Annotated in this window: 19 protein-coding genes and 2 tRNA genes; 14 read left to right on the forward strand and 7 right to left on the reverse strand. The window is 69.1% G+C overall.

The window, feature by feature from the left end; translation table 11 throughout:
- The first annotated feature begins 1 nt into the window (after position 1).
- From HDA39_RS01405 to HDA39_RS01415, 3 genes are read left to right on the forward strand one after another with little or no spacing between them, the layout of a single operon-like run.
- Positions 2 to 1,747 carry a replication initiator gene (locus tag HDA39_RS01405; RefSeq protein WP_184793425.1) on the forward strand — a complete coding sequence of 582 codons (1,746 nt, stop codon included), beginning with the start codon at positions 2 to 4 and terminating at the stop codon, positions 1,745 to 1,747.
- Positions 1,732 to 1,929 (forward strand): excisionase family DNA-binding protein, encoded by a 198-nt coding sequence (locus HDA39_RS01410; protein ID WP_202892834.1) that lies wholly within the window; start codon positions 1,732 to 1,734, stop codon positions 1,927 to 1,929. Before HDA39_RS01405 ends, HDA39_RS01410 begins: the two co-directional genes overlap by 16 nt.
- Positions 1,929 to 3,110: a tyrosine-type recombinase/integrase gene (locus HDA39_RS01415; protein ID WP_184793426.1), complete on the forward strand. Its 1,182-nt coding sequence runs from the start codon at positions 1,929 to 1,931 to the stop codon at positions 3,108 to 3,110. The genes HDA39_RS01410 and HDA39_RS01415 overlap by 1 nt, the downstream gene beginning before the upstream one ends.
- A 94-nt stretch (positions 3,111 to 3,204) precedes the next feature.
- Here HDA39_RS01415 and HDA39_RS01420 read toward each other — a convergent pair.
- Positions 3,205 to 3,275 (reverse strand) — tRNA-Gly (locus tag HDA39_RS01420).
- Positions 3,276 to 3,431: 156 nt separating this feature from the next.
- On the opposite strand from HDA39_RS01420, the gene HDA39_RS01425 reads away from it, so the two are divergent.
- Positions 3,432 to 3,504, forward strand: a tRNA-Pro gene (locus HDA39_RS01425).
- Positions 3,505 to 3,579: 75 nt separating this feature from the next.
- Positions 3,580 to 4,980, forward strand: coding sequence for a trigger factor (gene tig, locus HDA39_RS01430; RefSeq protein ID WP_184793427.1), 1,401 nt, complete (start codon positions 3,580 to 3,582; stop codon positions 4,978 to 4,980).
- Between the two features lie 87 nt (positions 4,981 to 5,067).
- Here the strand turns inward: tig and HDA39_RS01435 are convergent, their stop codons facing one another.
- On the reverse strand, positions 5,068 to 5,535 hold the full coding sequence (locus tag HDA39_RS01435) for a GNAT family N-acetyltransferase (RefSeq protein ID WP_184793428.1): 468 nt from the start codon (positions 5,533 to 5,535) through the stop codon (positions 5,068 to 5,070).
- A 119-nt stretch (positions 5,536 to 5,654) separates the two neighbouring features.
- Between HDA39_RS01435 and HDA39_RS01440 the strand changes: the two genes are divergently transcribed.
- From HDA39_RS01440 to HDA39_RS01460, 5 genes are all read left to right on the forward strand, one after another.
- Positions 5,655 to 6,278: an ATP-dependent Clp protease proteolytic subunit gene (locus HDA39_RS01440; protein WP_184793429.1), complete on the forward strand. Its 624-nt coding sequence runs from the start codon at positions 5,655 to 5,657 to the stop codon at positions 6,276 to 6,278.
- A 28-nt stretch (positions 6,279 to 6,306) separates the two neighbouring features.
- A complete protein-coding gene (locus HDA39_RS01445; RefSeq protein WP_184793430.1) occupies positions 6,307 to 6,918 on the forward strand; it encodes an ATP-dependent Clp protease proteolytic subunit in 612 nt (203 codons plus the stop codon).
- Positions 6,919 to 7,188: 270 nt separating this feature from the next.
- Positions 7,189 to 8,484: an ATP-dependent Clp protease ATP-binding subunit ClpX gene (gene clpX / locus HDA39_RS01450; RefSeq protein WP_184793431.1), complete on the forward strand. Its 1,296-nt coding sequence runs from the start codon at positions 7,189 to 7,191 to the stop codon at positions 8,482 to 8,484.
- A 138-nt stretch (positions 8,485 to 8,622) separates the two neighbouring features.
- Positions 8,623 to 10,173 carry an alpha/beta fold hydrolase gene (locus tag HDA39_RS01455; protein ID WP_184793432.1) on the forward strand — a complete coding sequence of 517 codons (1,551 nt, stop codon included), beginning with the start codon at positions 8,623 to 8,625 and terminating at the stop codon, positions 10,171 to 10,173.
- A gap of 103 nt (positions 10,174 to 10,276) precedes the next feature.
- Entirely contained in the window at positions 10,277 to 11,995 is a 1,719-nt protein-coding gene (locus HDA39_RS01460; RefSeq protein WP_184793433.1) for an alpha/beta fold hydrolase, read from the forward strand.
- Between the two features lie 61 nt (positions 11,996 to 12,056).
- On the opposite strand, the gene HDA39_RS01465 is transcribed toward HDA39_RS01460, so the two are convergent.
- Complete coding sequence (locus HDA39_RS01465) at positions 12,057 to 12,557, reverse strand: hypothetical protein (RefSeq protein ID WP_337925590.1); 501 nt, start codon at positions 12,555 to 12,557, stop codon at positions 12,057 to 12,059.
- A 524-nt stretch (positions 12,558 to 13,081) separates the two neighbouring features.
- Positions 13,082 to 13,834, reverse strand: a complete 753-nt coding sequence (locus HDA39_RS01470; RefSeq protein ID WP_184793434.1) for a hypothetical protein — start codon at positions 13,832 to 13,834, stop codon at positions 13,082 to 13,084.
- 770 nt (positions 13,835 to 14,604) lie between these two features.
- Here HDA39_RS01470 and HDA39_RS01475 point away from each other — a divergent pair.
- Positions 14,605 to 15,168, forward strand: coding sequence for a hypothetical protein (locus HDA39_RS01475; RefSeq protein WP_184793435.1), 564 nt, complete (start codon positions 14,605 to 14,607; stop codon positions 15,166 to 15,168).
- 87 nt (positions 15,169 to 15,255) lie between these two features.
- Here HDA39_RS01475 and valS read toward each other — a convergent pair whose 3' ends face one another.
- Positions 15,256 to 17,799, reverse strand: coding sequence for a valine--tRNA ligase (valS, locus tag HDA39_RS01480; protein WP_184793436.1), 2,544 nt, complete (start codon positions 17,797 to 17,799; stop codon positions 15,256 to 15,258).
- Positions 17,800 to 17,869: 70 nt separating this feature from the next.
- Between valS and HDA39_RS01485 the strand changes: the two genes are divergently transcribed.
- From HDA39_RS01485 to ndk, 3 genes are read left to right on the forward strand one after another with little or no spacing between them, the layout of a single operon-like run.
- Positions 17,870 to 19,228 (forward strand): bifunctional folylpolyglutamate synthase/dihydrofolate synthase, encoded by a 1,359-nt coding sequence (locus HDA39_RS01485; protein WP_184793437.1) that lies wholly within the window; start codon positions 17,870 to 17,872, stop codon positions 19,226 to 19,228.
- A complete protein-coding gene (locus HDA39_RS01490; RefSeq protein WP_184793438.1) occupies positions 19,225 to 19,560 on the forward strand; it encodes a DUF4233 domain-containing protein in 336 nt (111 codons plus the stop codon). The genes HDA39_RS01485 and HDA39_RS01490 overlap by 4 nt, the downstream gene beginning before the upstream one ends.
- A 51-nt stretch (positions 19,561 to 19,611) precedes the next feature.
- Positions 19,612 to 20,022, forward strand: coding sequence for a nucleoside-diphosphate kinase (gene ndk / locus HDA39_RS01495; RefSeq protein WP_184793439.1), 411 nt, complete (start codon positions 19,612 to 19,614; stop codon positions 20,020 to 20,022).
- A 94-nt stretch (positions 20,023 to 20,116) separates the two neighbouring features.
- Here ndk and HDA39_RS01500 read toward each other — a convergent pair whose 3' ends face one another.
- Both HDA39_RS01500 and HDA39_RS01505 read right to left on the reverse strand, forming a co-directional pair.
- On the reverse strand, positions 20,117 to 21,205 hold the full coding sequence (locus HDA39_RS01500) for an alginate O-acetyltransferase AlgX-related protein (protein ID WP_184793440.1): 1,089 nt from the start codon (positions 21,203 to 21,205) through the stop codon (positions 20,117 to 20,119).
- Positions 21,206 to 21,218: 13 nt separating this feature from the next.
- Complete coding sequence (locus tag HDA39_RS01505; protein WP_184793441.1) at positions 21,219 to 22,634, reverse strand: MBOAT family O-acyltransferase; 1,416 nt, start codon at positions 22,632 to 22,634, stop codon at positions 21,219 to 21,221.
- Between the last annotated feature and the right edge of the window lie 91 nt (positions 22,635 to 22,725).

Consider the following 22,725-nt stretch of genomic DNA (forward strand, 5'->3'; position numbering starts at 1 on the left):
AATGACCGGCACCACGGCACTGAAGTCCCCGAAGATCACCCTGGACCGCTTCCCCCTCGACGTCGTCCGCGACCTCGCCATCACCAACGGCGTCTGCGTCCGGCCGATCCTCAACCGGGTCCTCGACACCGAGACCGGCACCGAACGCGTCGTCGGGGTCTCCTGCGGTGCGACCCTGGCCAGCAAGTGCCCGCCGTGCGCTGAGGCGAACCGGCGACTGCGAATGCAGCAATGCCGCGAAGGCTGGCACCGCGACACCGAAGTCGAGGCCCCGGAGCTGGACGCCGACCTCGAGGACGACCTGACCGACGACACCGACGACACCGAGGACAGCGACGAGGAAGAATCGCCGGGCGACGAGACCGCTCGCCGTGTCCGCTCGACCCGCCGCCGTCAAGACGCCCCGGACCTTCCCCGGCTGCCGATGGACAAACGCACCGTAGGCACCTCGTTCCACGCCCCGAACGGCAAGACCTACCGGCCGTCGATGTTCCTCACCCTGACCTGCGACTCCTACGGCCCCACCCACCGACTCCCGTACCGGGTGCCCGGCAAGGGCCTGGTCCCGTGCGGCTGCGGAGTCCACCACGGCCAGGACTCACCGCTGCTGTCGACACCGCTCGACCCCGACACCTACGACTACCGTCGCGCCGCCCTGGACGCTCTCCACTTTGCGAAGGGCGTCGACCGGTTCATTCAGAATCTGCGCCGCTGCGCCGGCTACAAGGCCCAGTACTTCGCGGTGGTCGAACCGCAGAAGCGACTCGCGCCGCACCTGCACATGGCGGTCCGGGGCACTATCCCGCGTGACACCGTCCGGCAGGTCCTCAACGCTACCTACCACCAGGTGTGGTGGCCCGCCCACGAAACCCCGCTGTACGGGCCGGAGACGGGCCAGGACCTGCCGGTGTGGGACGAGCTGGCCGAACGCTTTCTCGACCCAGCTACGGGCGTCCTGCTGCCGACCTGGGATGCGGCCCTGGATGACCTGGCCGTTGACGAGGAAGCACGGCCCGCACACGTGGTCCGGTTCGGTGCCCAGCTCGACTACAAGGGCATCGTGGCCGATGACGACACCGGCAAGCACTCCAAGGTCGGCCGCGCGATCGGCTACCTGACCAAGTACCTCGGCAAGGCGATCTCGGAGACCTTCGGTGACGATCCCGACGACCTCCACCCGGCCCAGCTCGACCACATGATCCGCCTTCACCAACACGTCAAGGTCCTGCCCTGCTCACCCACGTGCGCGAACTGGCTCCTGTACGGCATCACCCCGAAAGATGCCGACGGCAACGTTATCCCGGGCGCATGTGACTCGAAGGCTCATGACCGGCAACACCTCGGCATCGGTGGCCGGCGCGTCCTGGTCTCCCGCCAATGGACCGGCAAGACCCTGACCGACCACCGCGCCGACCGCGCCGAAGTCGTCCGCCAAACCCTCGCCGCTGCCGGGGTCGAGATGGAAGACCAAGGCGCGCTGTCGGTCACCCAGAACACCAGCGACGACGAACAACCACGGTTCATCTGGACACCGATCCGCCCCGGCGACGAAGACGTGCCCACCCACAAAGAAGTCATGGCCTACGCCATCACCAAACGCATCCGCTGGCGCACCGACTACGAGCAAGCCAAACAACGCGCACGCGACGGCACACCACCACCAGACACACCAATTCGGCAACTGACCATCGCCCCGCCGACGTGGCGGCATGACACGGGAGGACATCAATCATGGATCGGCTGCTGACAGTCGCTCAAGCCGCGCCGTACCTCGGGGCCGGCTCAGAACGCATGGCGCGACGGCTCATCGCACAGCGTCGTATCCGGTTCGTCCGGGTCGGCCGCAACGTCAGGATTCCTGAATCGGCAATCGCCGAATACGTCAAGGCGAACACGGTGCAGCCGATCGCGCGGGGGAGGGCTGCCTGATGGCCAACAAACCTGGAAAGCGCAAGTTCGGTGCCATTCGGGTTCTCAACTCCGGTCGGGTCCAGGCCAGTTACCTCGGTCCGGATGGCATCCGCCGATTCGCTGACCACACCTTCCCGGACGAGACCTCGGCGGACGTGTGGTTGACGGTGAAGCGCGCCGAACTCATTCGAGGCGACTGGATGGACCCTGACCTTGGGCGCGAGCTGTTCGACGATTACGCGACTCGATGGATCAAGGAGCACAAGCTTGGACCGCGCACAAGGGAGGAGTACGAACGCATCTACCGCGTCAGCGTGAAACCTGGCTTGGGTCGCCGTGAGGTCGCCCAGATCAAGCCGAACGTCATCCGTACTTGGAGGTCGGACCTGCTGGACTCGGGTCGCTCTGAGGATGCGGCGGCCAAGGCGTACCGGCTGGTGCGGGCAATCCTGTCGACAGCCGTCGACGACGAGCTGATTCGGCAAAATCCGTGCCGCATCAAGGGTGCCGACAAAGCACGTCGACGCGAGCGGGCAGTTGCGACCGTTCAACAGGTGTGGGCGCTGGCGACGATCCTCGACGGCCGATGGTTCGCCTTCATCCTGACGGCTGGATTGACCGGCCTGCGGTGGGGCGAGCTGATCGCGCTTCGCCGGCAAGATCTCGATCTCGACGCAGGCACCATTCACGTCGCGCGGGCCTTCGCCGAGCTGAAAGGCGGAAAGCTCGTCTTGGTGCCGCCGAAGTCGGAAGCCAGTGAGCGTCACGTCACCATCCCGGCGATTCTCGTGCAGCCGCTCGCCGCGCATCTCGATGACTACGTCGGCAGCCAGGCGGACGCGCTCGTGTTCGTGGGGGAGCGGGGTGGGACTCCGAAGCGCGGGAGCTGGAGGTCAACCGTCCGATGGACTCAGCGAGTGAAGGATGCCGGCCTGCCCGCCGGATTCAGCTTTCATGACCTGCGTCACACCGGCAACCACCTGGCTGCGCGGAGTGGCGCGTCGACCAAGGAGCTGATGCAGAGGATGGGGCAGTCGACGATGCGTGCAGCGCTGATCTACCAGCACGCGACAGATCAGCGCGCGCGGGAGATCGCGGACAAGCTCAACGAGCTAGTTGAAGGCGAAATCAAAGCCATCTCCGAGGGCAAGCCGGACGACGATGACGGGGCGGCGGGGGTGCTGGTCCCCACGGCCTAATCGCTGGCTAATCGCTCGCCGCCCGAACCGGGCTAGACAAGATGAAAGGCCCCTAGCCTCAGAATCCTTGTGGCTAGGGGCCTCTCGCGTTCTGAGCGGGTGACGAGAATCGAACTCGCGTAGTCAGTTTGGAAGACTGGGGCTCTACCATTGAGCTACACCCGCGTGCACCGGTTTCCCGGGTACGGCGTCATGATTTCACATCCGAGGGCCGGGCTCAAAACGGGTTCCCGGGAGCGGGTTGATCGACCCCGGTACGCTCCACAAGAGGGGTGGGGGCGCGAGCATGCCTCCGCGTCCACTAGACTCGTTCGGTCACTGCGGGGCGTAGCGTAGTGGCTAGCGCGCCTGCTTTGGGAGCAGGAGACCGCAGGTTCGAGTCCTGTCGCCCCGACAAACCCCTGCAGTACCTGTGGTGCGGCCTGTCCGGGCGTGCCGCGAACGTCATCGACCAAGGAGAACCGCCACCGTGAAGAGCACCGTCGAGTCCTTGAGCCCGACCAAGGTCAAGCTCATCGTCGAGGTGCCGTTCGAGGAGCTCAAGCCGAGCCTCGACGCGGCGTACAGGAGCATTGGCAGCCAGATCGTCGTCCCGGGCTTCCGCAAGGGCAAGATCCCGCCGCAGGTGATCGACCAGCGCGTCGGCCGCGGCCCGGTGCTCGAAGAGGCGATCAACGACGCGCTGCCGAAGCTGTACTCGCAGGCCGTCCAGGACAACCAGGTCAAGGCGATCGGCCGGCCCGAGGTCGACGTGACCGAGTTCAACGACAAGGAGAGCCTGCAGTTCTCCGCCGAGGTCGAGGTCCGTCCGGAGATCGAGCTGCCGGAGCTGACCGGTCTCGAGGCCTCCGTCGAGGACATCGCGATCTCCGACGAGGAGATCGACGAGCAGATCGAGTCGCTGCGGCAGCGGTTCGGTTCGCTGAACCCGGTCGAGCGCGCGGTCGGCGACAACGACTACATCACCCTCGACCTGTCGGCCACCAAGGACGGCGAGAAGATCGAGGAGGCGCAGGCCACCGGCCTGTCGTACCAGGTCGGCAGCGGTCAGCTGCTCGACGGCCTGGACGACGCGGTGCTCGGCCTGACCGCCGGTGAGTCCAAGACCTTCGTCACCCAGCTGGTCGGCGGCGCGCTCAAGGGCGAGGACGTCGACGTCTCCGTGACCGTCACCGCGGTCAAGGAGCAGGAGCTGCCGGCGTTCGACGACGACTTCGCGCAGACCGCGTCGGAGTTCGACACCGCCGACGAGCTGAAGGCCGACGTCCGGACCCGTCTGGAGAAGGGCAAGCGCCTCGAGCAGGCCGGCGACGCCCGCGACGCCGTGCTCGAGAAGATCCTGACCCTGGTCGAGGTGCCGGTGCCGGACGGTCTGCTGACCGACGAGGTCGCCGCCCGCCGGGAGAACCTGGACCAGCAGCTCGGCTACTCCGGGATGGACTTCGCGCAGTTCCTCGAGGGCGAGGAGCAGACCGAGGAAGAGTTCGACGAGGACCTGAAGAAGCGGTCCGAGGACGCCATCAAGGCGCAGTTCGTGCTGGACCTGGTCGCCGAGCAGCAGGAGCTGAGCGTCAACGACCAGGAGCTGACCGAGCACATCGTCCGGCACGCGCAGCGTTCCGGCGTCAGCCCGGACCAGTTCGCCCAGCACGCCGTCGAGAACAACCTGGTCCCGAGCCTGGTGTCCGAGGTCGTCCGCGGCAAGGCGCTGGCCTACCTGGTCGAGAACGCCAAGGTCACCGACGCCTCCGGCAACGAGGTCGAGCTGAAGACCCTGCTCCCGGACGGCTCGTACGCCGACCCGGACGCCGTCGACGTCACCGAGGCCGCCGCCGAGGAGACCCCGGCCGAGGAGCCTGCCAAGGCCTGAGTACGCCGCTGAGAACGCCCCGGATCCCTACGGATCCGGGGCGTTCTCACATCCGGTACGCCGAACTGCGCCCGTACGCCGTACCGCCTAAGCGAACTCGAGCCGGTAGTCCAGCAGCACCGGCCGCGGCGGGAACGCCGACCGGGTGCTACTCCCCGTCGCCACCCACCCGTGCTTGGCGTAGAACCGCCGAGCCCGCTGATTCCCCTCGAACACGTGCAGCCGCGCCGCAGGCCAGTCCGCCCGCAGCCCGTCGATCACCGCGTCGTGCAGCTCCGACGCCAGCCCGGAGCCCCAGCTCGGCACCGCGGTCCCGAAGTGCAGCAGTTGGTCGTACCGAGTCGCCGCGAACCCGGCCAGCCGACCCCCGTCGAGCGCCACCCAGGCGCGGATCACGGGATCCCCGATCTCCAGCGCCCACCGCTCCCTGATCGAGTCGCGGGGAAAGGGATAGGACTCCTGCGGAAAGACCGCCCCCAGCCCGAGCACCGCACCCTCCTCCTGGACCACCAGGAGCTCGTCGAGGTCGGACTCCAGCATCGGCCGCAGCAACATCCCCCCATGCTCTCCCAGCCCCAGCGGCACCATTCGCTCAGGGCGGACACGGTGCGCCGTGAGCGAACACCTGCCCACCGCCCTTAGCTCTGTCGCCGTCGCCCAGTAATGTCGGCTTCGTGAACGAGACATTTGCAGCCAGCCCCACCGCCGCGGGCGGCAACGGATCCGGCGGACTCGACGACCACATCTACCAGCGCCTGCTGAGCAACCGGATCATCTTCCTGGGGTCCGAGGTTCGCGACGACAACGCGAACGCGATCTGCGCTCAGATGCTGCTCCTCAACGCCGAGGACCCCCACAAGGACATCTGGCTGTACATCAACTCCCCCGGTGGTTCGGTGGACTCCGGCATGGCGATCTACGACACCATGCAGTGGATCTCCAACGACGTCGCCACCGTCGGGATGGGCCTGGCCGCCTCGATGGGCCAGTTCCTGCTCTGCGCCGGTGCGAAGGACAAGCGCTTCGCCCTGCCGCACGCGCGGATCATGATGCACCAGCCCTCCGGCGGTATGGGCGGAACGGCGTCCGACATCAAGATCCAGGCGCAGCAGTCGCTGCACATCAAGGCCCAGCTGTTCAAGCTGATCGCCGAGCACACCGGCCAGCCGCTGGAGCAGGTCGAGACCGACGCCGACCGGGACCGCTGGTTCACCGCGGACCAGGCCAAGGAGTACGGCTTCATCGACCACGTCGTGGCCAGTGCCGCCCAGCTCACCAGCGACAGCCCGAACTCCTGATCTCCCACTTCGTTCCTAAGGACACCGCATGAACTACTTCATCCCGCAGTGGGAGGAGCGCACGTCGTACGGCATGCGCCGGGTCGATCCCTACACCAAGCTGTTCGAGGAGCGCACGATCTTCCTCGGCACGCCGATCACCGACGAGATCGCGAACGCCGTGATGGCGCAGCTGCTGTGCCTGGAGTCGATGGACGCCGACCGCGACATCAGCATCTACATCAACTCCCCGGGCGGCTCGTTCACGGCGCTGACCGCGATCTACGACACGATCCGCTACATCAAGTCCGACGTCCAGACGGTCTGCCTCGGTCAGGCGGCCTCCGCCGCGGCCGTGCTGCTGGCCGCCGGTACGCCGGGCAAGCGGATGGCGCTGCCGAACAGCCGGATCATCATTCACCAGCCGGCCACCGAGGGCACCTACGGGCAGTCCAGCGACATCGAGATCCAGGCGAACGAGATCCTGCGCCTGCGCTCGCTGCTGGAGAAGATGCTCGCCGACGCCAGCGGCAAGGACATCGAGGAGGTGTCCCGCGACATCGAGCGGGACAAGTTCCTCACCGCCGCGCAGGCGGTGGAGTACGGCCTGATCGACTCCGTCCTGGAGTCGCGCAAGGCCCCGGTGCCGGTCGGCGCCTGACCCGGCCCTGGCCCGCTGCCGGCCTCGGTGCACCGCACCGGGACCGCGGCGGGCCTCCGGGTTCCCCGCCCGGGCGACGGCCGGAGGGACCCTAGGATCCGCCGGACCTCCCGTCAAGGGCCTCCCGTTCGCCACAGGCGTACTCGCGACGCTGTGGACAGAGCGGCGTAAGGGCCCGGAGCGGGGTACCGTCGGATCAAGGTCCGAGACGGCCAAGGTGTCCAGGGTCGCTCGGCCGGCCTCAGCTAGTGAGAGAAGGGATCTGTCCCGGTGGCACGCATAGGTGACGGCGGCGACCTGCTCAAGTGCTCGTTCTGCGGGAAGAGCCAGAAGCAGGTCAAGAAGCTCATCGCCGGTCCCGGCGTCTACATCTGCGACGAATGCATCGATCTCTGCAACGAGATCATCGAGGAGGAGCTGAACGAGGGCTCCGAGGTCGGTCTGACGGAGCTGCCCAAGCCCCGGGAGATCTACGACTTCCTCAACGCGTACGTCGTCGGACAGGACGTGGCGAAGAAGGCGCTCGCGGTAGCGGTGTACAACCACTACAAGCGGGTCCGTGACGGTCAAGGCTCCTCGAGCGCCGGCCGGCACGCCAAGGACGAGGCGGTGGAGCTGGCGAAGTCCAACATCCTCCTGATCGGCCCGACCGGCTGCGGCAAGACCTATCTCGCGCAGACGCTCGCCCGGATGCTGAACGTCCCGTTCGCGATCGCGGACGCCACGGCGCTGACCGAGGCCGGGTACGTCGGCGAGGACGTCGAGAACATCCTGCTGAAGCTGATCCAGGCGGCCGACTACGACGTCAAGAAGGCCGAGACCGGGATCATCTACATCGACGAGGTCGACAAGATCGCCCGCAAGAGCGAGAACCCGTCGATCACGCGTGACGTCTCCGGTGAGGGCGTCCAGCAGGCGCTGCTGAAGATCCTGGAAGGCACCACCGCGAGTGTGCCGCCGCAGGGCGGACGCAAGCACCCGCACCAGGAGTTCATCCAGATCGACACCACCAACGTGCTGTTCATCGTGGGTGGGGCGTTCGCCGGCCTGGAGCACATGGTCGAGGCGCGGGTCGGCAAGAAGACCCTCGGTTTCAGCATGAGCAACGAGGTCGAGGCACCGCGCGAGGCCGGTGGTTACGCCGACGTGATGCCCGAGGACCTGCTGAAGTTCGGCCTGATCCCCGAGTTCATCGGCCGGCTCCCGGTGATCACCACCGTGTCGCCGCTGGACCGCGACGCGCTGATCAAGATCCTGTCCGAGCCGAAGAACGCGCTGGTCAAGCAGTACCGGCGGCTGTTCGAGATCGACAACGTCGAGCTGGAGTTCAGCGAGGACGCGGTCGAGGCGATCGCCGACCAGGCTCTGCTGCGCGGCACCGGTGCCCGCGGTCTGCGCGCGATCATGGAAGAAGTCCTGCTCAACGTGATGTACGAGGTGCCGAGCCGCGAGGACGTCGCCAAGGTCGTCGTCACCGGCGAGGTCGTCCTGGAGAACGTCAACCCGACGCTCATCCCGCGCGACCAGATCGAGCGCAAGCGCGAGCGGCGCGAGAAGACCGCCTGAGATTCCCGTACTCCGGCGAGGAAGCCGGCCATCCGCTGAGAGGCGGAGGGCCGGCTTCCTTCCGTTGGGGGACGTTTTGTGAGGCGCGCGGTTCCTAGCGTGGGCGGGAGATCTGTTGCCTGAGCGAAGGAGACCACCGTGCGTCCGCTGGTTCGAAGACTGGGTGTTGTCCTTGGTGTCGCCGGACTCGCTGTCCCTGCCGGCGCCGCCGCGGCCCGTACGGCGGAGCGCGGGCCCGGCGTACCGGTGATCGCATGGGGGAGTTGTGGGACTGATCCCGCGCTGGCCAAGTTCCAGTGCGCGTCGGTCGAGGTGCCGACGGACTACGACCGGCCGCGGGGCGCGACGACGACGATCGCGCTGACCCGGCTGCCCGCGTCCGGCGAGCGGATCGGGTCGCTGTTCACGAACCCGGGTGGACCTGGTGGGCCCGGTATTCCCTTCGTTCAGCAGAACGCGCTCACGACGTACACGGCGGAGGTCCGGGCCAAGTTCGACATCATCGGCTTCGACCCGCGTGGGGTCGGGCAGTCCGATCCGGTGACGTGTTTCCCGACGGCGGCCGCGGAGAACGCCGCGACGGCGAACCTGATCGCGTTCCCGATGAACCGCGCCGAGGTCCGGCAACTGACGGCGCTCAACGCCACGATCGGGCGCAGCTGCACGAAGACCTCGCCGGAGCGGCTCGCGCATTACTCGACGGCGAACGTTGCGCGCGACCTGGATCTGCTGCGGCAGGCGGTCGGAGACGAGAAGCTGAATTACATCGGCTACTCGTACGGCTCGATCCTCGGGGTGACCTACGCGAAACTGTTCCCGGACACCATCCGCACGCTGGCGATCGACGGGGCGTGGAAGCCGTCGTCGTACTACGGTTCGGCGGCGAACGACGCCCCGCTCGGGGTTCGGCTCGGGCAGGGCAAGGGAGCCGCGGAGGTCTTCGCGCAGTTCAAGGCCGAGTGCCGGAAAGCCGGGGCGGCGCAGTGCGCGCTGGCGAAGCTCGGCGACCCGGGGATCGTGGCCGAGCGGGTGCTCGAGCGGCTGAAGACGAAGCCGGGAGAGCTGACGATGCCGGACGGGACGAAGGTGACGATCACCTACGCGACGATGGTCAGCATCATCTTCACCGAGCTCTACGAGCCGGCCGGCTGGCCCGGGTTGGCGGAGACGTTGGCTGAGCTGAGCGGCCGGCGAAGTGCCAGAGCCTCCGCGACGACCACGAAACTCCTTGCGGGCAAGGAGCACTACAGCTCGATCGGCGGCAGCCTGCAGCCGTGTGTCGAGGCGCAGCAGACCGGGCGGCCGTTCGCGTACGAGGCGATCGCGGACGCGGCCGACAAGAAGTCCCCGCACTTCGGCCGGCTGCGCGCGTGGGTCGGGCAGCCCTGCGAGTTCCTTCCGATCCGCGACACCGACGCCGTCCGCGGTCCGTGGACGAAGCTGAAGACCGACGCGCCCGTGCTGGTGATCGGGACCCGGCACGACCCGGCGACGCCGTACGCCGGCACGCGCCCGTACGCCGATCTCTACCGCGACGCGCACCTGCTGACGATCAACGGCTGGGGGCACACCACGATCGGCAAGAATGCGTGTGCCGACGCCGCGATCACGCAGTACCTGGTGAACCTGCAGCGGCCGGCCGACGGCGCGACCTGTGCGCAGAATCGCCGGCCGTTCGACCTCCGCTAGGCGGATGGAGGTCTCAGCCTTTGGGTGGACGCGAGCGGACGGCTTCGTTGCCTAGCGTCAGGGATGGGTGCCGCTCGCGCCCGTCCACGAGTGAGGGAGAACCGTGCGAAGAACCACGAGGACCACTCTGACCCTGGCCGTCGCCGCTGCCGTAGCCGTGCCGGCCGCATTCGCGCCTGCGGTCGCGGCGCCTGCCACCTCTGCGGCTGGTGCTGCTCCGACCGCTGCTACCACCTCGTCGGCGGCTGACGAGGCGCTCGTACGGCGTGAGGCGGCGAAGTCCGCGCGCGTCGCCGTACCGAAGATCGCGTGGAAGAGCTGCGGGAGCGATCCCGCGCTGGCGAAGTTCCAGTGCGCGTCGGTCGAGGTGCCGACCGACTACGACCGGCCGCGCGGTGCGACGACCACGATCGCGCTGACCCGGCTGCCCGCGTCGGGCCAGCGGATCGGGACGCTGTTCACCAACCCGGGTGGGCCTGGCGGACCCGGCGTCGGCTTCGTGCAGCAGGCCGCCGAGATCGCGTACACGCCGGAGGTCCGGGCGAAGTTCGACATCCTCGGCTTCGACCCGCGTGGCGTCGGCCAGTCCGACCCGGTCACCTGTTTCCCGACCGCCGCCGAGGAGAACGCGGCGTTCACCGGCATCGAGCCGTTCCCTGTGGGAGCTGCCCAGACCAAGGCCTACACGCGGGTGATGCTGCGCGCGGCCGTCGGCTGCATGACCACGTCGCCGGACCGGCTGACCCACTTCTCGACCGCGAACGTTGCCCGCGACATGGATCTGCTGCGGCGCGCGGTCGGCGACGAGAAGCTGAGCTACGTCGGGTACTCGTACGGGACGTACCTCGGCGCGACGTACGCCAAGCTCTTCCCGGGCAACGTGCGTGCGCTGGTGCTCGACGGGACGCTGTCACCTTCTTGGTACTCCGGTTCGGACGGCGACCGGCGGCCGGTCGGCGTACGGCTTCGGCAGGGTGAGGGATCGGCGGACACCTATCAGCAGTTCCTTGCCGAGTGCAAGAAGGCGGGCGCCGAGCGGTGTGCGCTGGCGGCATTGGGTGATCCGGCAACGGTTGCGGAGAAGCTGCTGCAGCGGCTGAAGACGGACCCGGCGGAGGTTCCGCTGCCGGACGGTACGACGATGACGGTGAGCTACCAGACCGCCTTGTTCCTGATCTTCCAGAACCTGTACTCGCCGCTGGCCTGGACGGATCTGGCGGCGACGCTCGCTGAGCTTGCTGCGCCCGCGCCTGCTGGTCGCTCGGCCGCGGCAGCTTCTGTTGCTGGGAAGGTACTTGGCGAGTGGAATCGCCGGCAGGAGGAGTACAGCGGTCTCGGCTCCGCGCTCCAGCCGTGCATCGAGGCGCACCAGTCGGGCCGGCCGCTCGCGTACTCGCAGTTCGCCGCGGACGCGAACCGTCGCGCCCCGCACTTCGGCGCGCTGCGCGCCTGGGTCGGCCTGGCGTGCGAGTTCATGCCGGTCCGCGACACCGACGCGTTCCTCGGCCCGTGGGACAACTCGGTCAAGTCGCCGGTCCTGGTCTTCGGCACCCGCCACGACCCGGCGACGCCGTACCAGGCCACCCGCCCGTACGCCGACCTGTACCCGGACGCGCGGATGGTCACGGTCGAGGGCTACGGCCACGCGACGATCGGGATCAGCGCGTGCGTCGATCAGAAGATCACCGACTACCTGGTGAGGCTGAAGGCGCCGGCCGACAACTCGACCTGCACCCAGGACCACAAGCCGTTCACCCCGCTCGCGAAGTCGCGCGCGGCGGCCGCCGAGCCTGCGCTGGAGCTTGCGGCGTTCGGCTTCTGACCTCTCGGTGAACTCGGCCGCCGGTCCCCTGGTCTTGCGCGGGGGATCGGCGGCTTTCTCCTTACTTCATGGCGGTGAAGGCCTCGTCGGACACCGGGCCGACGTCGTCAACGCTCACCCCGTCGTTCGCGGCCTGCACGATCACGGTCAACGTGTTCGACCCGCGGTAGCACTGCGTCGGCAGCGTGTCGGTCGACGCGACGCAGGTCGACGCCCCGACCTGCTTCACCTGATCCGGCTTCGCACCGGAGTCACTGATCGTCTTGTCGATGTCCACCTTCCCGCGCAACGCGATCACGACGTACATCCGCTCGCCGTTCAGATCGCCGTACGCCTCGACGGTCGCCTGCTTCCCGTCGTTGATCCGGCTGAGCGCTTCTCGCGTCTGATCCAGCTTCAACTGATCACGGAGCTCGGGATCGGTGATCCGATCAAGCCCCGCGAGCGCGGTCGGCGGGGTGATCCCGCGCGCCGTGTTGAGCCGATTCATCGGACCGAGCCCACCGATGTACCCGAACAGGGCCAGCACCAGCAGAACCACCAGCACACCGCCGACAGTCACCCAAGGATTCCGCCGCCAGGACCGCTTGGGTGCGCCACCCGGGGAAGTCTTCCCACCACCGGGGCGGGGGTCGGGGCCGCTGTCGAGAGCCTTTCCGCGTGGGCTAGCGGGAGCCTTCGCTCCGGCTGCCCCGGTCGCTCCGGTCGCTCCGGTCGCTCCGGTCGCTCCGGTCGCTCCGGTCGCTCCGGCCGCTCCGGCCGCTCCGGCCGACGCGGTCGTCGCAGCGCCCGACGTCCCGGTGTTCGTTCCCGCGCCCGCTGTTCCGGCGGTCGTTCCCGCGCCCGCTGTTCCGGTCGTCGTTCCCGCAGCAGGCCCGCCCGCAGCCTTTGCCGCAGGCCGACCGTCAGCCTTCGCTCCAGCCGCATCGGCCGTCGCCGCGCCCGCCGACCCTGCAGAATCCCGGCCCACAGCCTTCGCCGCAGCCCCACCATCGGCAGCCTTCGCGCTGCCCGTGCCCGTGCCCGCGGTACCGGCGGCGCTGCCCGTGCCAGCTGCACCTGCGGCGCTGCCGGTGGCAGCGGCACCTACCGCGCTGCCCGTGCCAGCGGCACCCGCTGCGGCAGCTCTACCGGCGTTGGCTGTGCTGCCTGGTCCAGCAACACCCGCCGAGCTGCCTGTGCCGACACCTGCCGAGTTCCCCTGACCGACGCCCGCCGCGCTGCCTGTGCCCGCCGCGGCCGCTGCACTGGCCACGGCGGCGTCTGCGCCAGCTGTTGCCCCAGCGCCTGCGGCGGCGTCTGCGCCAGCAGCTGTTCCAGCGCCTGCGGCGGTGCCTGCGCCAGAGGTTGACCCGGTACGCGCGGGGGCGTCTGCGCCAGCAGCTGTTCCAGCGCCTGCGGCGGTGCCTGCGCCAGAGGTTGACCCGGTACGCGCGGCGGCGTCTGCGCCAGCAGCTGATCCAGCACCCGCGGCGGTGCCTGCACCAGCTGTTGACCCAGCGCCTGCGGCGGTGCCTGCGCCAGCAGTTGACCCAGCAGCGGTGCCTGCGCCAGCGGTTGACCCGGTACGCGCGGCGGCGTCTGCGCCAGCAGCTGATCCAGCACCCGCGGCGGTGCCTGCACCAGCTGTTGCCCCAGCGCCTGCGGCGGTGCCTGCGCCAGCAGTTGACCCAGCAGCGGCGTCTGCGCCAGCGGTTGACCCAGCACCCGCGGCGGTGCCTGCGCCAGTTGCAGGCCTTGCCGCAGTCGCCTCGGGCGTCGCCGCTCCAGCAGTCGGAGGTGTTGCTCCAGGCCCACCAGCAAGCGTCGTACCAGCAGAACCAGTTGCCGTGGGTCCACCGGTGGCACCAGTACCGGCTGGCCTCTCCTCGTCAGCAGGTGTCGTGCCGGTCGAACCAGTTGCTCGCGGTTCGTCGGCGGGCCTGACGCCCGGCGAGCTGGTCGGGGTGGGTGTCGGCGCATCCGTGGCAGCTGCACCAGACGTCGACGGTGCAGGAGCGGGCGGCGTGTCAGTAGCAGATGCGGTCGACGGCTTTGCAGGGTTGGCTGACGCAGGTGTTGCCACCGGTGGACGCCTGATAGGTCCCGTGTCGGAGGTGCTTGCGGGTGGTGCCGCCGCGGGGCCACCGGCGAGCGTTGTGCCCGGTGCGCTTGCGGAAGGGGACGCGGTGGGTGCGCCGGAGTCTGTGGCAGGCGTGCGCGAACTCGCGCCTGCATCGGCAGTCGTGCTGCCAGGGGTCGCGCCTGCAGCAGCCGGGCTGCTGGGGGTTCTGCCTGCACCAGCAGTAGGACTTCCGGAGGGGCTGGTGGAGGGCTTGCTGGATGCCGCGGTAGTCGAGCCTGCCGCCGACTGCGTGCCCGTGGCGGCGGATGTGGAGCCGCTGGCCGAGGAGGTGTCCTTGGCCGAGCTTGCGGGCTGGTCCGCGGGCTGCGGGCGGAGAGGAGTCTGAGCAGGCATCGGTGTTTGAGCGGGCATGGGGGTCTGCGCCGGCATCGGCGTCTGTCCGGCCCTCGGGCCAGCAGATTTACTGGCCGGGCTGGCCGGTGTAGAGGGCGCTGTGGCCGTGGGCTGCGTCGCGGCGGACTCCGTGGCGGGTGCGGTGGGCTCCGTGGATGCGGTGGTGGGAGACGCCGAGGACGTCTCAGGCGAGGACTTCGGCGATGAGTCTGCGGCGGGAGATGACGAAGCCGCGGCGGAGGCAGCCGCCGGAGAGCCGGAGGACGGCGACGCGGAGGGCGGAGAGCCGGAGGCCGGGGACGCCGGAGAGCCGGACGGCGACGAGGCTGCTGGCGTGGTCGCGGCCGGGGTGGCCCCCGGAGTATCCGGGCCTGTGGTGGACGGCTTGGAGGAGGCTGTACCTCGACCTGAGGTGGTCTTGCGGGGGGACCGCGCAGAGGACTTCGACGCCGCGGCCGCCTTCGACGTAGACCCCGCCGCCGACGCATCCGCCGCCGCGGACCCCGCCGGCCCGTCGAACGGTAGCTCCGGTGACTCCGGCGCGGCCTTCTTCGCTGCCCGGGGAGTGCTCTTCTTCGCCGTACGGCGTCCAGGCTTCTTCGGGGGCTGGTCCGCAGGGCCGGAGGCAGCCGGGGTGGGGGGCTGGTTCTCGTCGCTCACGGGTTGCTCCTTCGGACTGGCCTGGGGTCGGGCCGATGGTTCCACATCTGGGTGACTGGCTTCGCAGCGTAGTCGTTGGGGTGAAAGCCGTGACGCCCGCCTCCGGGTGCGGAGGCGGGCGTCAGCGGCGTACCGGAATCTCTCAGAGGGTCGCGACGACCGTGACGGACTCGGCGGTGTCCTCGGGGCTCCAGAGGATCTCGCCGGTGATCCGGCCGGCGGCGCGCAGGTCGTTCTCGGCGCGTTCGGCGAGGGTGAGGCGGGCGGCGGGGCCGGTGACCTCGGCCTTGCTGACCTCGGTCTTCATCGAGACCTGGGCCGTCGACTTGGCGCCGCGGATCCCGGCCAGGACCTCGGCGACCGCGTCCAGGACGGCCGGGTCCTGGTCGGCGACCGCGATGTCGACGTCGGCGACCGGCCAGGTCGACCGGTGGATCGAGCCCTCCTGCCACCACGACCAGACCTCTTCGGTCGCGAACGGGAGGTACGGCGCGAGCAGGCGCAGCTGGACCGACAGGGCGACCGCGAGGGCGGCCTTGGCGGAGGCCGCCGGGGCGTCGCCCTGGCCGCCGTACGCGCGCTCCTTGACGAGCTCGACGTAGTCGTCGCAGAACGTCCAGAAGAAGCGCTCGGTGACCTCGAGCGCGCCGGTGTAGTCGTACCGGTCGAAGGCGGCGGTCGCCTCCGCGACGGTCTGGCGCAGCTTGTGCAGCATCGCCAGGTCGACCGGCTCGGTGACGGCAGCGGCGTCCGCGGACGTCGCCCCGAAGCCGAGCACGAACTTCGACGCGTTCAGGACCTTGATCGCCAGCCGCCGGCCGACCTTCATCTGCGACTCGTCGAACGGCGAGTCCAGGCCCGGCCGGGCCATCGCGGCCCGCCAGCGGACCGCGTCGGAGCCGAACTTGTTCAGGATGTCGTCGGGCAACGCCGCGTTGCCCTTGGACTTGCTGAACTTCTTGCGGTCCGGGTCGACGACGAAACCGGAGATCATCGAGCGCTTCCACGGCAGCGTGCCGTTCTCGAACTGCGCGCGGACCACCCGGGAGAACAGCCAGGTCCGGATGATGTCGTGGGCGTGCGTGTTCAGGTCCATCGGGAAGGTGCGCGCGAACAGGTCCGCGTCGCGCTCCCAGCCGCAGACGATCTGCGGGGTCAGCGAGGACGTCGCCCAGGTGTCCATCACGTCGGGGTCGGCCTGGAAACCGCCCGGCTTGCCGCGCTGGGACTCGTCGTACCCGGACGGGACCTGCGAGGTCGGGTCGATCGGCAGGTCTTCCTCGCGCGGCAGCAGCGGGTGGTCGTAGTCCGGCTCGCCGTCGTGGGCGATCGGGTACCAGACCGGGAACGGGACGCCGAAGAAGCGCTGGCGGGAGATCAGCCAGTCGCCGTTCAGGCCCTCGACCCAGTTCTGGTAGCGGTGCCGCATGTGCTCGGGCACCCACTCCTCTTCCTTGCCGAGGTCGACGAACTCCTGCCGCAGGTCCTCGCTGCGGCCGCCGTTCGCGATGTACCACTGGCGGGTGGAGACGATCTCGAGCGGCTTGTCGCCCTTCTCGAAGAAGTTCGCCATCCGCTCGGTCTTCTTCGGCTCGCCGTCCAGATCGCCGCTGTCGCGCAGCTTCTGGACGATCAGCTCCCGCGCACTGAAGGTGGTCTTGCCGGCCAGCTCCTCGTACGCCGCGGAGCCGGTCAGCCACTCCGGGGTCTCGCGCAGGATGCGCCCGTCCCGGCCGATGACCGTGCGGACCGGAAGCTGCAGCTCACGCCACCACGTGATGTCGGTCTGGTCGCCGAACGTGCAGCACATCGCGATCCCGGCGCCCTTGTCCATCTCGGCGTCCGGGTGCGCCAGGACCGGGATCTCGACATCGAACAGCGGCGAGCGGACCGTCGTACCGAACAGGTCCTTGTAGCGGTCGTCGTCCGGGTGAGCGATCAGCGCGACACACGCCGGCAGCAGCTCCGGTCGCGTGGTCTCGATGTAGACCGGGCCGTCGGCACCGTGGAACGAAATGCGGTGGTAGGCACCCGGATACGGCCGCGCCTCCAGCTCGGCCTGCGCGACCGCGGTCTGGAAGGTGACGTCCCACAGCGTCGGCGCCTCGGACAGGTACGCCTCGCCGCGCGCGTAGTTGCGCAGGAAGGCTCGCTGCGAGGTCCGGCGGGAGTCGTCGGAGATCGTGGTGTAGAGGTACGACCAGTCGACGCTCAGGCCGACCTGGCGCCACATCGCCTCGAACGCCTGCTCGTCGATGTGCGTCAGCTCGCCGCACAGCTCGACGAAGTTCTGCCGGCTGACCGGGATCTGCTTCTTCGGGTCCGGCTTGTCCGGCGGCACGAACGACGCGTCGTACGGCAGGGTCGGGTCGCAGCGGACGCCGTAGTAGTTCTGGACGCGGCGCTCGGTCGGTAGGCCGTTGTCGTCCCAGCCGATCGGGTAGAAGACCTTCTTGCCGCGCATCCGCTGGAAGCGCGCGATCAGGTCGGTGTGGGTGTAGCTGAAGATGTGACCGACGTGCAGCTTGCCGGAGACGGTCGGCGGGGGCGTGTCGATGGAGTAGACGTCGGCCCGCTCGGCCGTCCGGTCGAACGCGTAGGTCTCCTGGTCGCGCCATACAGCGGCCCACTTCTCCTCGAGGCCTTCGAGGGTGGGCTTGTCGGGAACGCGGGAGATCTCGGTCATGCGCACAATCGTAGTGGTTGTCAAGGGATGCTCCGACCGGATATCCACAGCGCCCTAGACTGGGCTCCTGATGAGCGACCTCACGTACGCCGAAGTGTCGGCGAAACTCCAGGCCCGTTGGCCGGAGACCAAGATGGATCCCACGCTGGAGCGCGTCCAGCGGCTCACCGAGCTGCTCGGCGACCCGCAGAAGACCTATCCGGTCGTGCACCTGACCGGGACCAACGGCAAGACCTCCACCGCGCGGATGATCGACTCGCTGCTGCGCGAGGCGGGGCTGCGGACCGGCCGGTTCACCAGCCCGCACCTGGAGTCGGTCCGCGAGCGGATCACGCTGAACGGCGAACCGATCAGCGAGCAGCAGTTCGTCGAGGCCTACACCGAGCTCGCGCCGTACCTGGACGTGGTCGACGCCGAGCAGGAGCACCCGCTGTCGTTCTTCGAGGTGATCACGGCGATGGGGTTCGCGGTCTTCGCCGACGCCCCGGTCGACGTCGCGATCGTCGAGGTCGGCCTGGGCGGCACGTGGGACGCGACCAACGTCGCCGACGGCGTCGTCTCGGTGATCACGCCGATCGCGGTCGACCACGCGCACATCCTCGGCACGGACCCGGTCACGATCGCCGGCGAGAAGTCCGGGATCATCAAGCCGGGCGGTACGGCGGTGATCGCGCAGCAGAGCCTCGACGTGCTGGAGGTCCTGCAGCGCCGCGCCAACCAGGTCGGTGCGCAGGTCGCGCGCGAGGGGCTGGAGTTCGGCGTCACCAGCCGGACGGTCGCGGTCGGCGGGCAGCTGATCTCGATCAAGGGCCTCGCGGCGGAGTACGAGGAGATCTTCCTCCCGCTGCACGGCGAGTACCAGGCGCACAACGCCGCGACCGCGCTGGCCGCCGTCGAGGCGCTGCTGGGCGCGACCGAGCAGACCGAGGGCCGCGTCACCACCGAGCTGGTCCAGGCCGGTTTCGCCGAGACCACCTCGCCCGGCCGGATGGAGGTCGTCCGGACCGGTCCGACCGTCATCGTCGACGCCGCGCACAACCCGCACGGTGCCGAGGCGACCGCGGCGACGGTGTCCGAGGCGTTCGCGTTCAACCCGCTGATCGGCGTGATCGGCGTGATGAAGGACAAGGACGTGTACGGCGTACTGGAGGCCTACGAGCCGATCATGGAGACGATCGTCGTGACCCGGAACTCCTTCGACCGGTCGATGCCGGCCGAGGAGCTCGGGGAGATCGCCGCCGAGGTGTTCGGTGAGGACCGGGTCGTCGTGAGGCCGCGCCTGCTCGACGCGATCGACGAGGCGCTGCGGCTGGCCGAGCAGAACGCGATCGCCTTCGGCAGCGGCGGTGTCCTGATCACCGGCTCGGTGATCACCGCCGGTGAGGCCCGCAAGCTGCTGGTCCGGACGCCGAAGGAAGCGACCCGATGAGGTCGATGGCGTCGATCGTGCTCGGGTTCGAGTCGATCGTGCTCGCGCTGGCCACGATCGTGATGATCTCGGTCGCCGACGTCGACGCCAGTACGGCGCTGCCGCTGTGCCTGGGGCTGGCCGTGCTGGCGATCGTCGCGACCGGCCTGCTGCGCAACCGGGTCGGCTACGTGCTCGGCTGGGTGGTCCAGGTCGGCGCGGTCGGCCTCGGTTTCGTCGTACCGGTGATGTTCGTGCTCGGCCTGGCCTTCGCGGCGTTCTGGGTGATGGCGATCGTGCTCGGCCGCCGGATCGACGAGGCCAAGGCCGCGCAGGCCCGGGCCGCCGGTTAGGCTCGGCGACCCGAGACTTTCAGAGAAGCCTTCGAGAAAGAGAAGAGTGACATGTCGCAGCGCACCCTTGTCCTGCTGAAGCCCGACACCGTACGCCGCGGCCTGGTCGGGGAGATCCTCGGCCGCTTCGAGGCCAAGGGGCTGTCGATCGTCGCGATGGAGCTGCGCACGATCGACGGCGAGACCGCCGACCAGCACTACGCCGAGCACGTCGAGCGGGACTTCTACCCGCCGCTGCGCACGTTCGTCACCAGCGGCCCGCTGGTCGCCCTGGTGCTCGAGGGCGACGAGGCGATCGAGGTCGTCCGCGCGCTGAACGGCGCCACCGACGGCCGCAAGGCCAACCCGGGCACGATCCGCGGCGACCACTCGCTGTCCAACCGCGAGAACCTGGTGCACGGCTCGGACTCCCCGGAGTCGGCCGAGCGCGAGATCAAGCTCTGGTTCCCCGACCTGCCCTGAGCTAGCCCAGTACGCCGTACGACGTACTGGCGGCACTTGCTGTCCAGCCCGGCCCGGTGCGACCGCCCTCGGGGTCCGCACCGGGCCGGAGTCTTCAGCGCAGCGCCGCCGCTACCTTGTCCCGGAAGGCCTTCGTCGCGAACGCGTGCCCCGGCGTGATCGACCGCTGCACGATCTGCAGCACCACCGTGTCGGCGCCCTTGATCGCCGCGATCAGTTCGGCCTCGCTGACGTGCCCGGTCCACAGGAACGTCCCGTCGGCGAACAGCGGGCGCAGGTTGCCCAGCGCGAAGTAGCTGAACGAGTCGCCGATGATCACCGACTTCCCGGCGACCAGCCCGGTCGCCGGTGTCGTCTTCCACCGCTCGACGCCGTACAGGACCTTCGTCGGGTCGAACGCGTCGTAGCCCTGCTGCGGCGTGACCGTCGTACCGGTCGAGACCTGTAGCGACGGGGGTGTCTCCGTCCCGGTCAGTCCGAGCAGCACGTTCAGGTCGGCTGTCTTGGTCACCCGGTCCGGCGTGGTCCGCACCGGCACGGTGACGTTCAGCTTCTTCGCCAGCTCCTGCGCGAACACCGCCGCACCGGGGCCCGACCAGTGCGAGTCGGTCCTCCAGTAGGTCTGCGACTTCGTCAGCTTCTCTCGCAGTCCCAGCCAGGCCGGGTGTTCGTACGCATCGAGGGTCGCGTTCTGTGAGGCGATCCCGTCCAGCGCACACTGCCCCTCCGGTACGACGGACGGCGGCTGGACCACCGACGACTTGTTCGGCCCCGCGGTGAAAACGACCTTCCGTCCGGACCGCTCGATCACCTCGGCCAGCGCCGCGAGCCCGTCGAGTCCCTGCCGGAAACCCGGCGTCTGCTGGCACGCCTTGGTGAAGTCCTCGCCGAGGAAGAGATAACCGTTAGGCCCCCGAACGACCTTCCCCGACGCCGGCAGCTCGCGCAGTACGTGGAAGTCGAACCACGACTTCCCCCGTACGGCGGTCGACCGCCCCGCCAGCCGGTCCGACGCCCACGGCCCGACCGCGTCCAGCGCGTCCCACCCGGCCGAGGCCGCCGGTGCCGGCGCGATCGCGCGGTTGTCCACCGGCGGCTGCCGGAACCCGACGACGTACCCGAAGGCCGGTCCGAACACGAACACGAACGCGACGACCCCCGCGACCACCTGACCTCGCTTCACCCACATCCCCCTGTCAGAACTGGAAGTACAAGAACGGGCTGAACGTCCCGGCCACCGCCACGATCCCGGCGTACGGCGTGAGCACCAGCGCGACGGCCTTGAGCGACCGGCGGGCCCAGGCCGGCGCCTCCTGCAGCCCGTCGATCACCCGGCCGGTCACCCACGTTGCCGGGAGCAACACCGTCGCGAGCACCAGGACGAGCAACGCGATCCGGTGCCCGGACAGGAGGACGGCGACGTCCGGTGCGAGCGTCCAACTCGTGGGGGTGACCATTGCCTGCAGCATCTTTCCGGCGGCCGGCAACGACTCGGCCCGGAACAGGACCCAGCCGAAAACGACCAGCAGGAAGGTGATCGCGCGTCGCGGCGCGGCCCAGCGGTTGGATCGGCCGAGCCCGGTGGCGCGCTCGATGATCAGCAGCAGCCCGTGGAACGCACCCCAGACCACGAACGTCCAGGCCGCGCCGTGCCACAGCCCCGTGACCAGGAAGACGATGCTGAGATTGCGGTACGTGCGGAACGTCCCGCCGCGGTTGCCGCCGAGCGGCACGTACAGGTAGTCGCGGAACCAGCGCGACAGGGACTGGTGCCAGCGCCGCCAGAAGTCGGTGACGGAGATCGCGGAGTACGGCCGGGCGAAGTTCTCCGGCAGCCGCAGGCCGAACATCATCCCGAGCCCGATCGCCATGTCGGAGTAGCCGGAGAAGTCGAAGTAGATCTGGCCGGTGTACGCGAGCGCGCCGATCCACGCCGTCGCGGCCGACGGATCGCTGGTGGCGAAGGCCGCATCGGCCAGCGGGGCCAGCGAGTCCGCGATCACCACTTTCTTGAACAGGCCCCAGGCGAACCGCGGGAACCCCTCGGCGAAGTCCGCGAGCCGATCGCGCTGCGCGTCCCGGAGCTGGTCGGCGATCTCGTGGTAGCGCACGATCGGCCCGGCCACGAGCTGCGGGAACATCGCGATGTAGGTGACGAAGGTCAGCGGGTTGCGCATCGGCAGCCGGACGCCGCGGTAGACGTCGACGACGTACGAGAGGTGGTGGAAGGTGAAGAAGCTGATCCCGATCGGCAGCGCCAAGCTGACGATCCGGGTGTCGCCGAGGCCGAGCCCCTGCGCGATCGAGTGCACCGCGGTCGAGCCGAAGCCGGCGTACTTCCACACCGCCAGGACGGCGAGGTCGGCGGCGACCGTCGCGACGACCACGGCCTTGCGGCGCCGCAGCGGTAGGGCCCCGATCGCCAACCCCGCGGCGTAGTTGACCGCGATCAGCGCGAGCAGGAGCAGCACGAACTCCTTCCCGCCGACCGCGTAGAAGCCGAGCGAGAAGACCGCGAGCACGCCGTTGCGGGCCCGGTGCGGCAGGATCCAGCTCGCGAGCAGCACCGCGGGCAGGAAGTACCACAGGAAGAGTGGCGCGGCGAAGGACAAGCTGATCTCCCCCCAGGAGTGTTGGCATCAGTAGGTACGGGCAGGAGCCGTCCCAAGATGCCTCTGAGTGAAGAGATGCTTGAGGGGCAGG

The sequence above is a fragment of the Kribbella italica genome (assembly GCF_014205135.1).
GTDB lineage: Bacteria > Actinomycetota > Actinomycetes > Propionibacteriales > Kribbellaceae > Kribbella > Kribbella italica.

Bases quoted from the DNA above. Each gene is read 5' to 3' on its own strand.
- HDA39_RS01485 (WP_184793437.1), top strand. From the start codon at position 17,870: ATGAGCGACCTCACGTACGCCGAAGTGTCGGCGAAACTCCAGGCCCGT.
- HDA39_RS01410 (WP_202892834.1), top strand. From the start codon at position 1,732: ATGGATCGGCTGCTGACAGTCGCTCAAGCCGCGCCGTACCTCGGGGCC.
- HDA39_RS01415 (WP_184793426.1), top strand. From the start codon at position 1,929: ATGGCCAACAAACCTGGAAAGCGCAAGTTCGGTGCCATTCGGGTTCTC.
- HDA39_RS01445 (WP_184793430.1), top strand. From the start codon at position 6,307: ATGAACTACTTCATCCCGCAGTGGGAGGAGCGCACGTCGTACGGCATG.
- HDA39_RS01405 (WP_184793425.1), top strand. From the start codon at position 2: ATGACCGGCACCACGGCACTGAAGTCCCCGAAGATCACCCTGGACCGC.
- valS (WP_184793436.1), bottom strand. From the start codon at position 17,799: ATGACCGAGATCTCCCGCGTTCCCGACAAGCCCACCCTCGAAGGCCTC.
- ndk (WP_184793439.1), top strand. From the start codon at position 19,612: ATGTCGCAGCGCACCCTTGTCCTGCTGAAGCCCGACACCGTACGCCGC.
- HDA39_RS01435 (WP_184793428.1), bottom strand. From the start codon at position 5,535: ATGTTGCTGCGGCCGATGCTGGAGTCCGACCTCGACGAGCTCCTGGTG.
- HDA39_RS01490 (WP_184793438.1), top strand. From the start codon at position 19,225: ATGAGGTCGATGGCGTCGATCGTGCTCGGGTTCGAGTCGATCGTGCTC.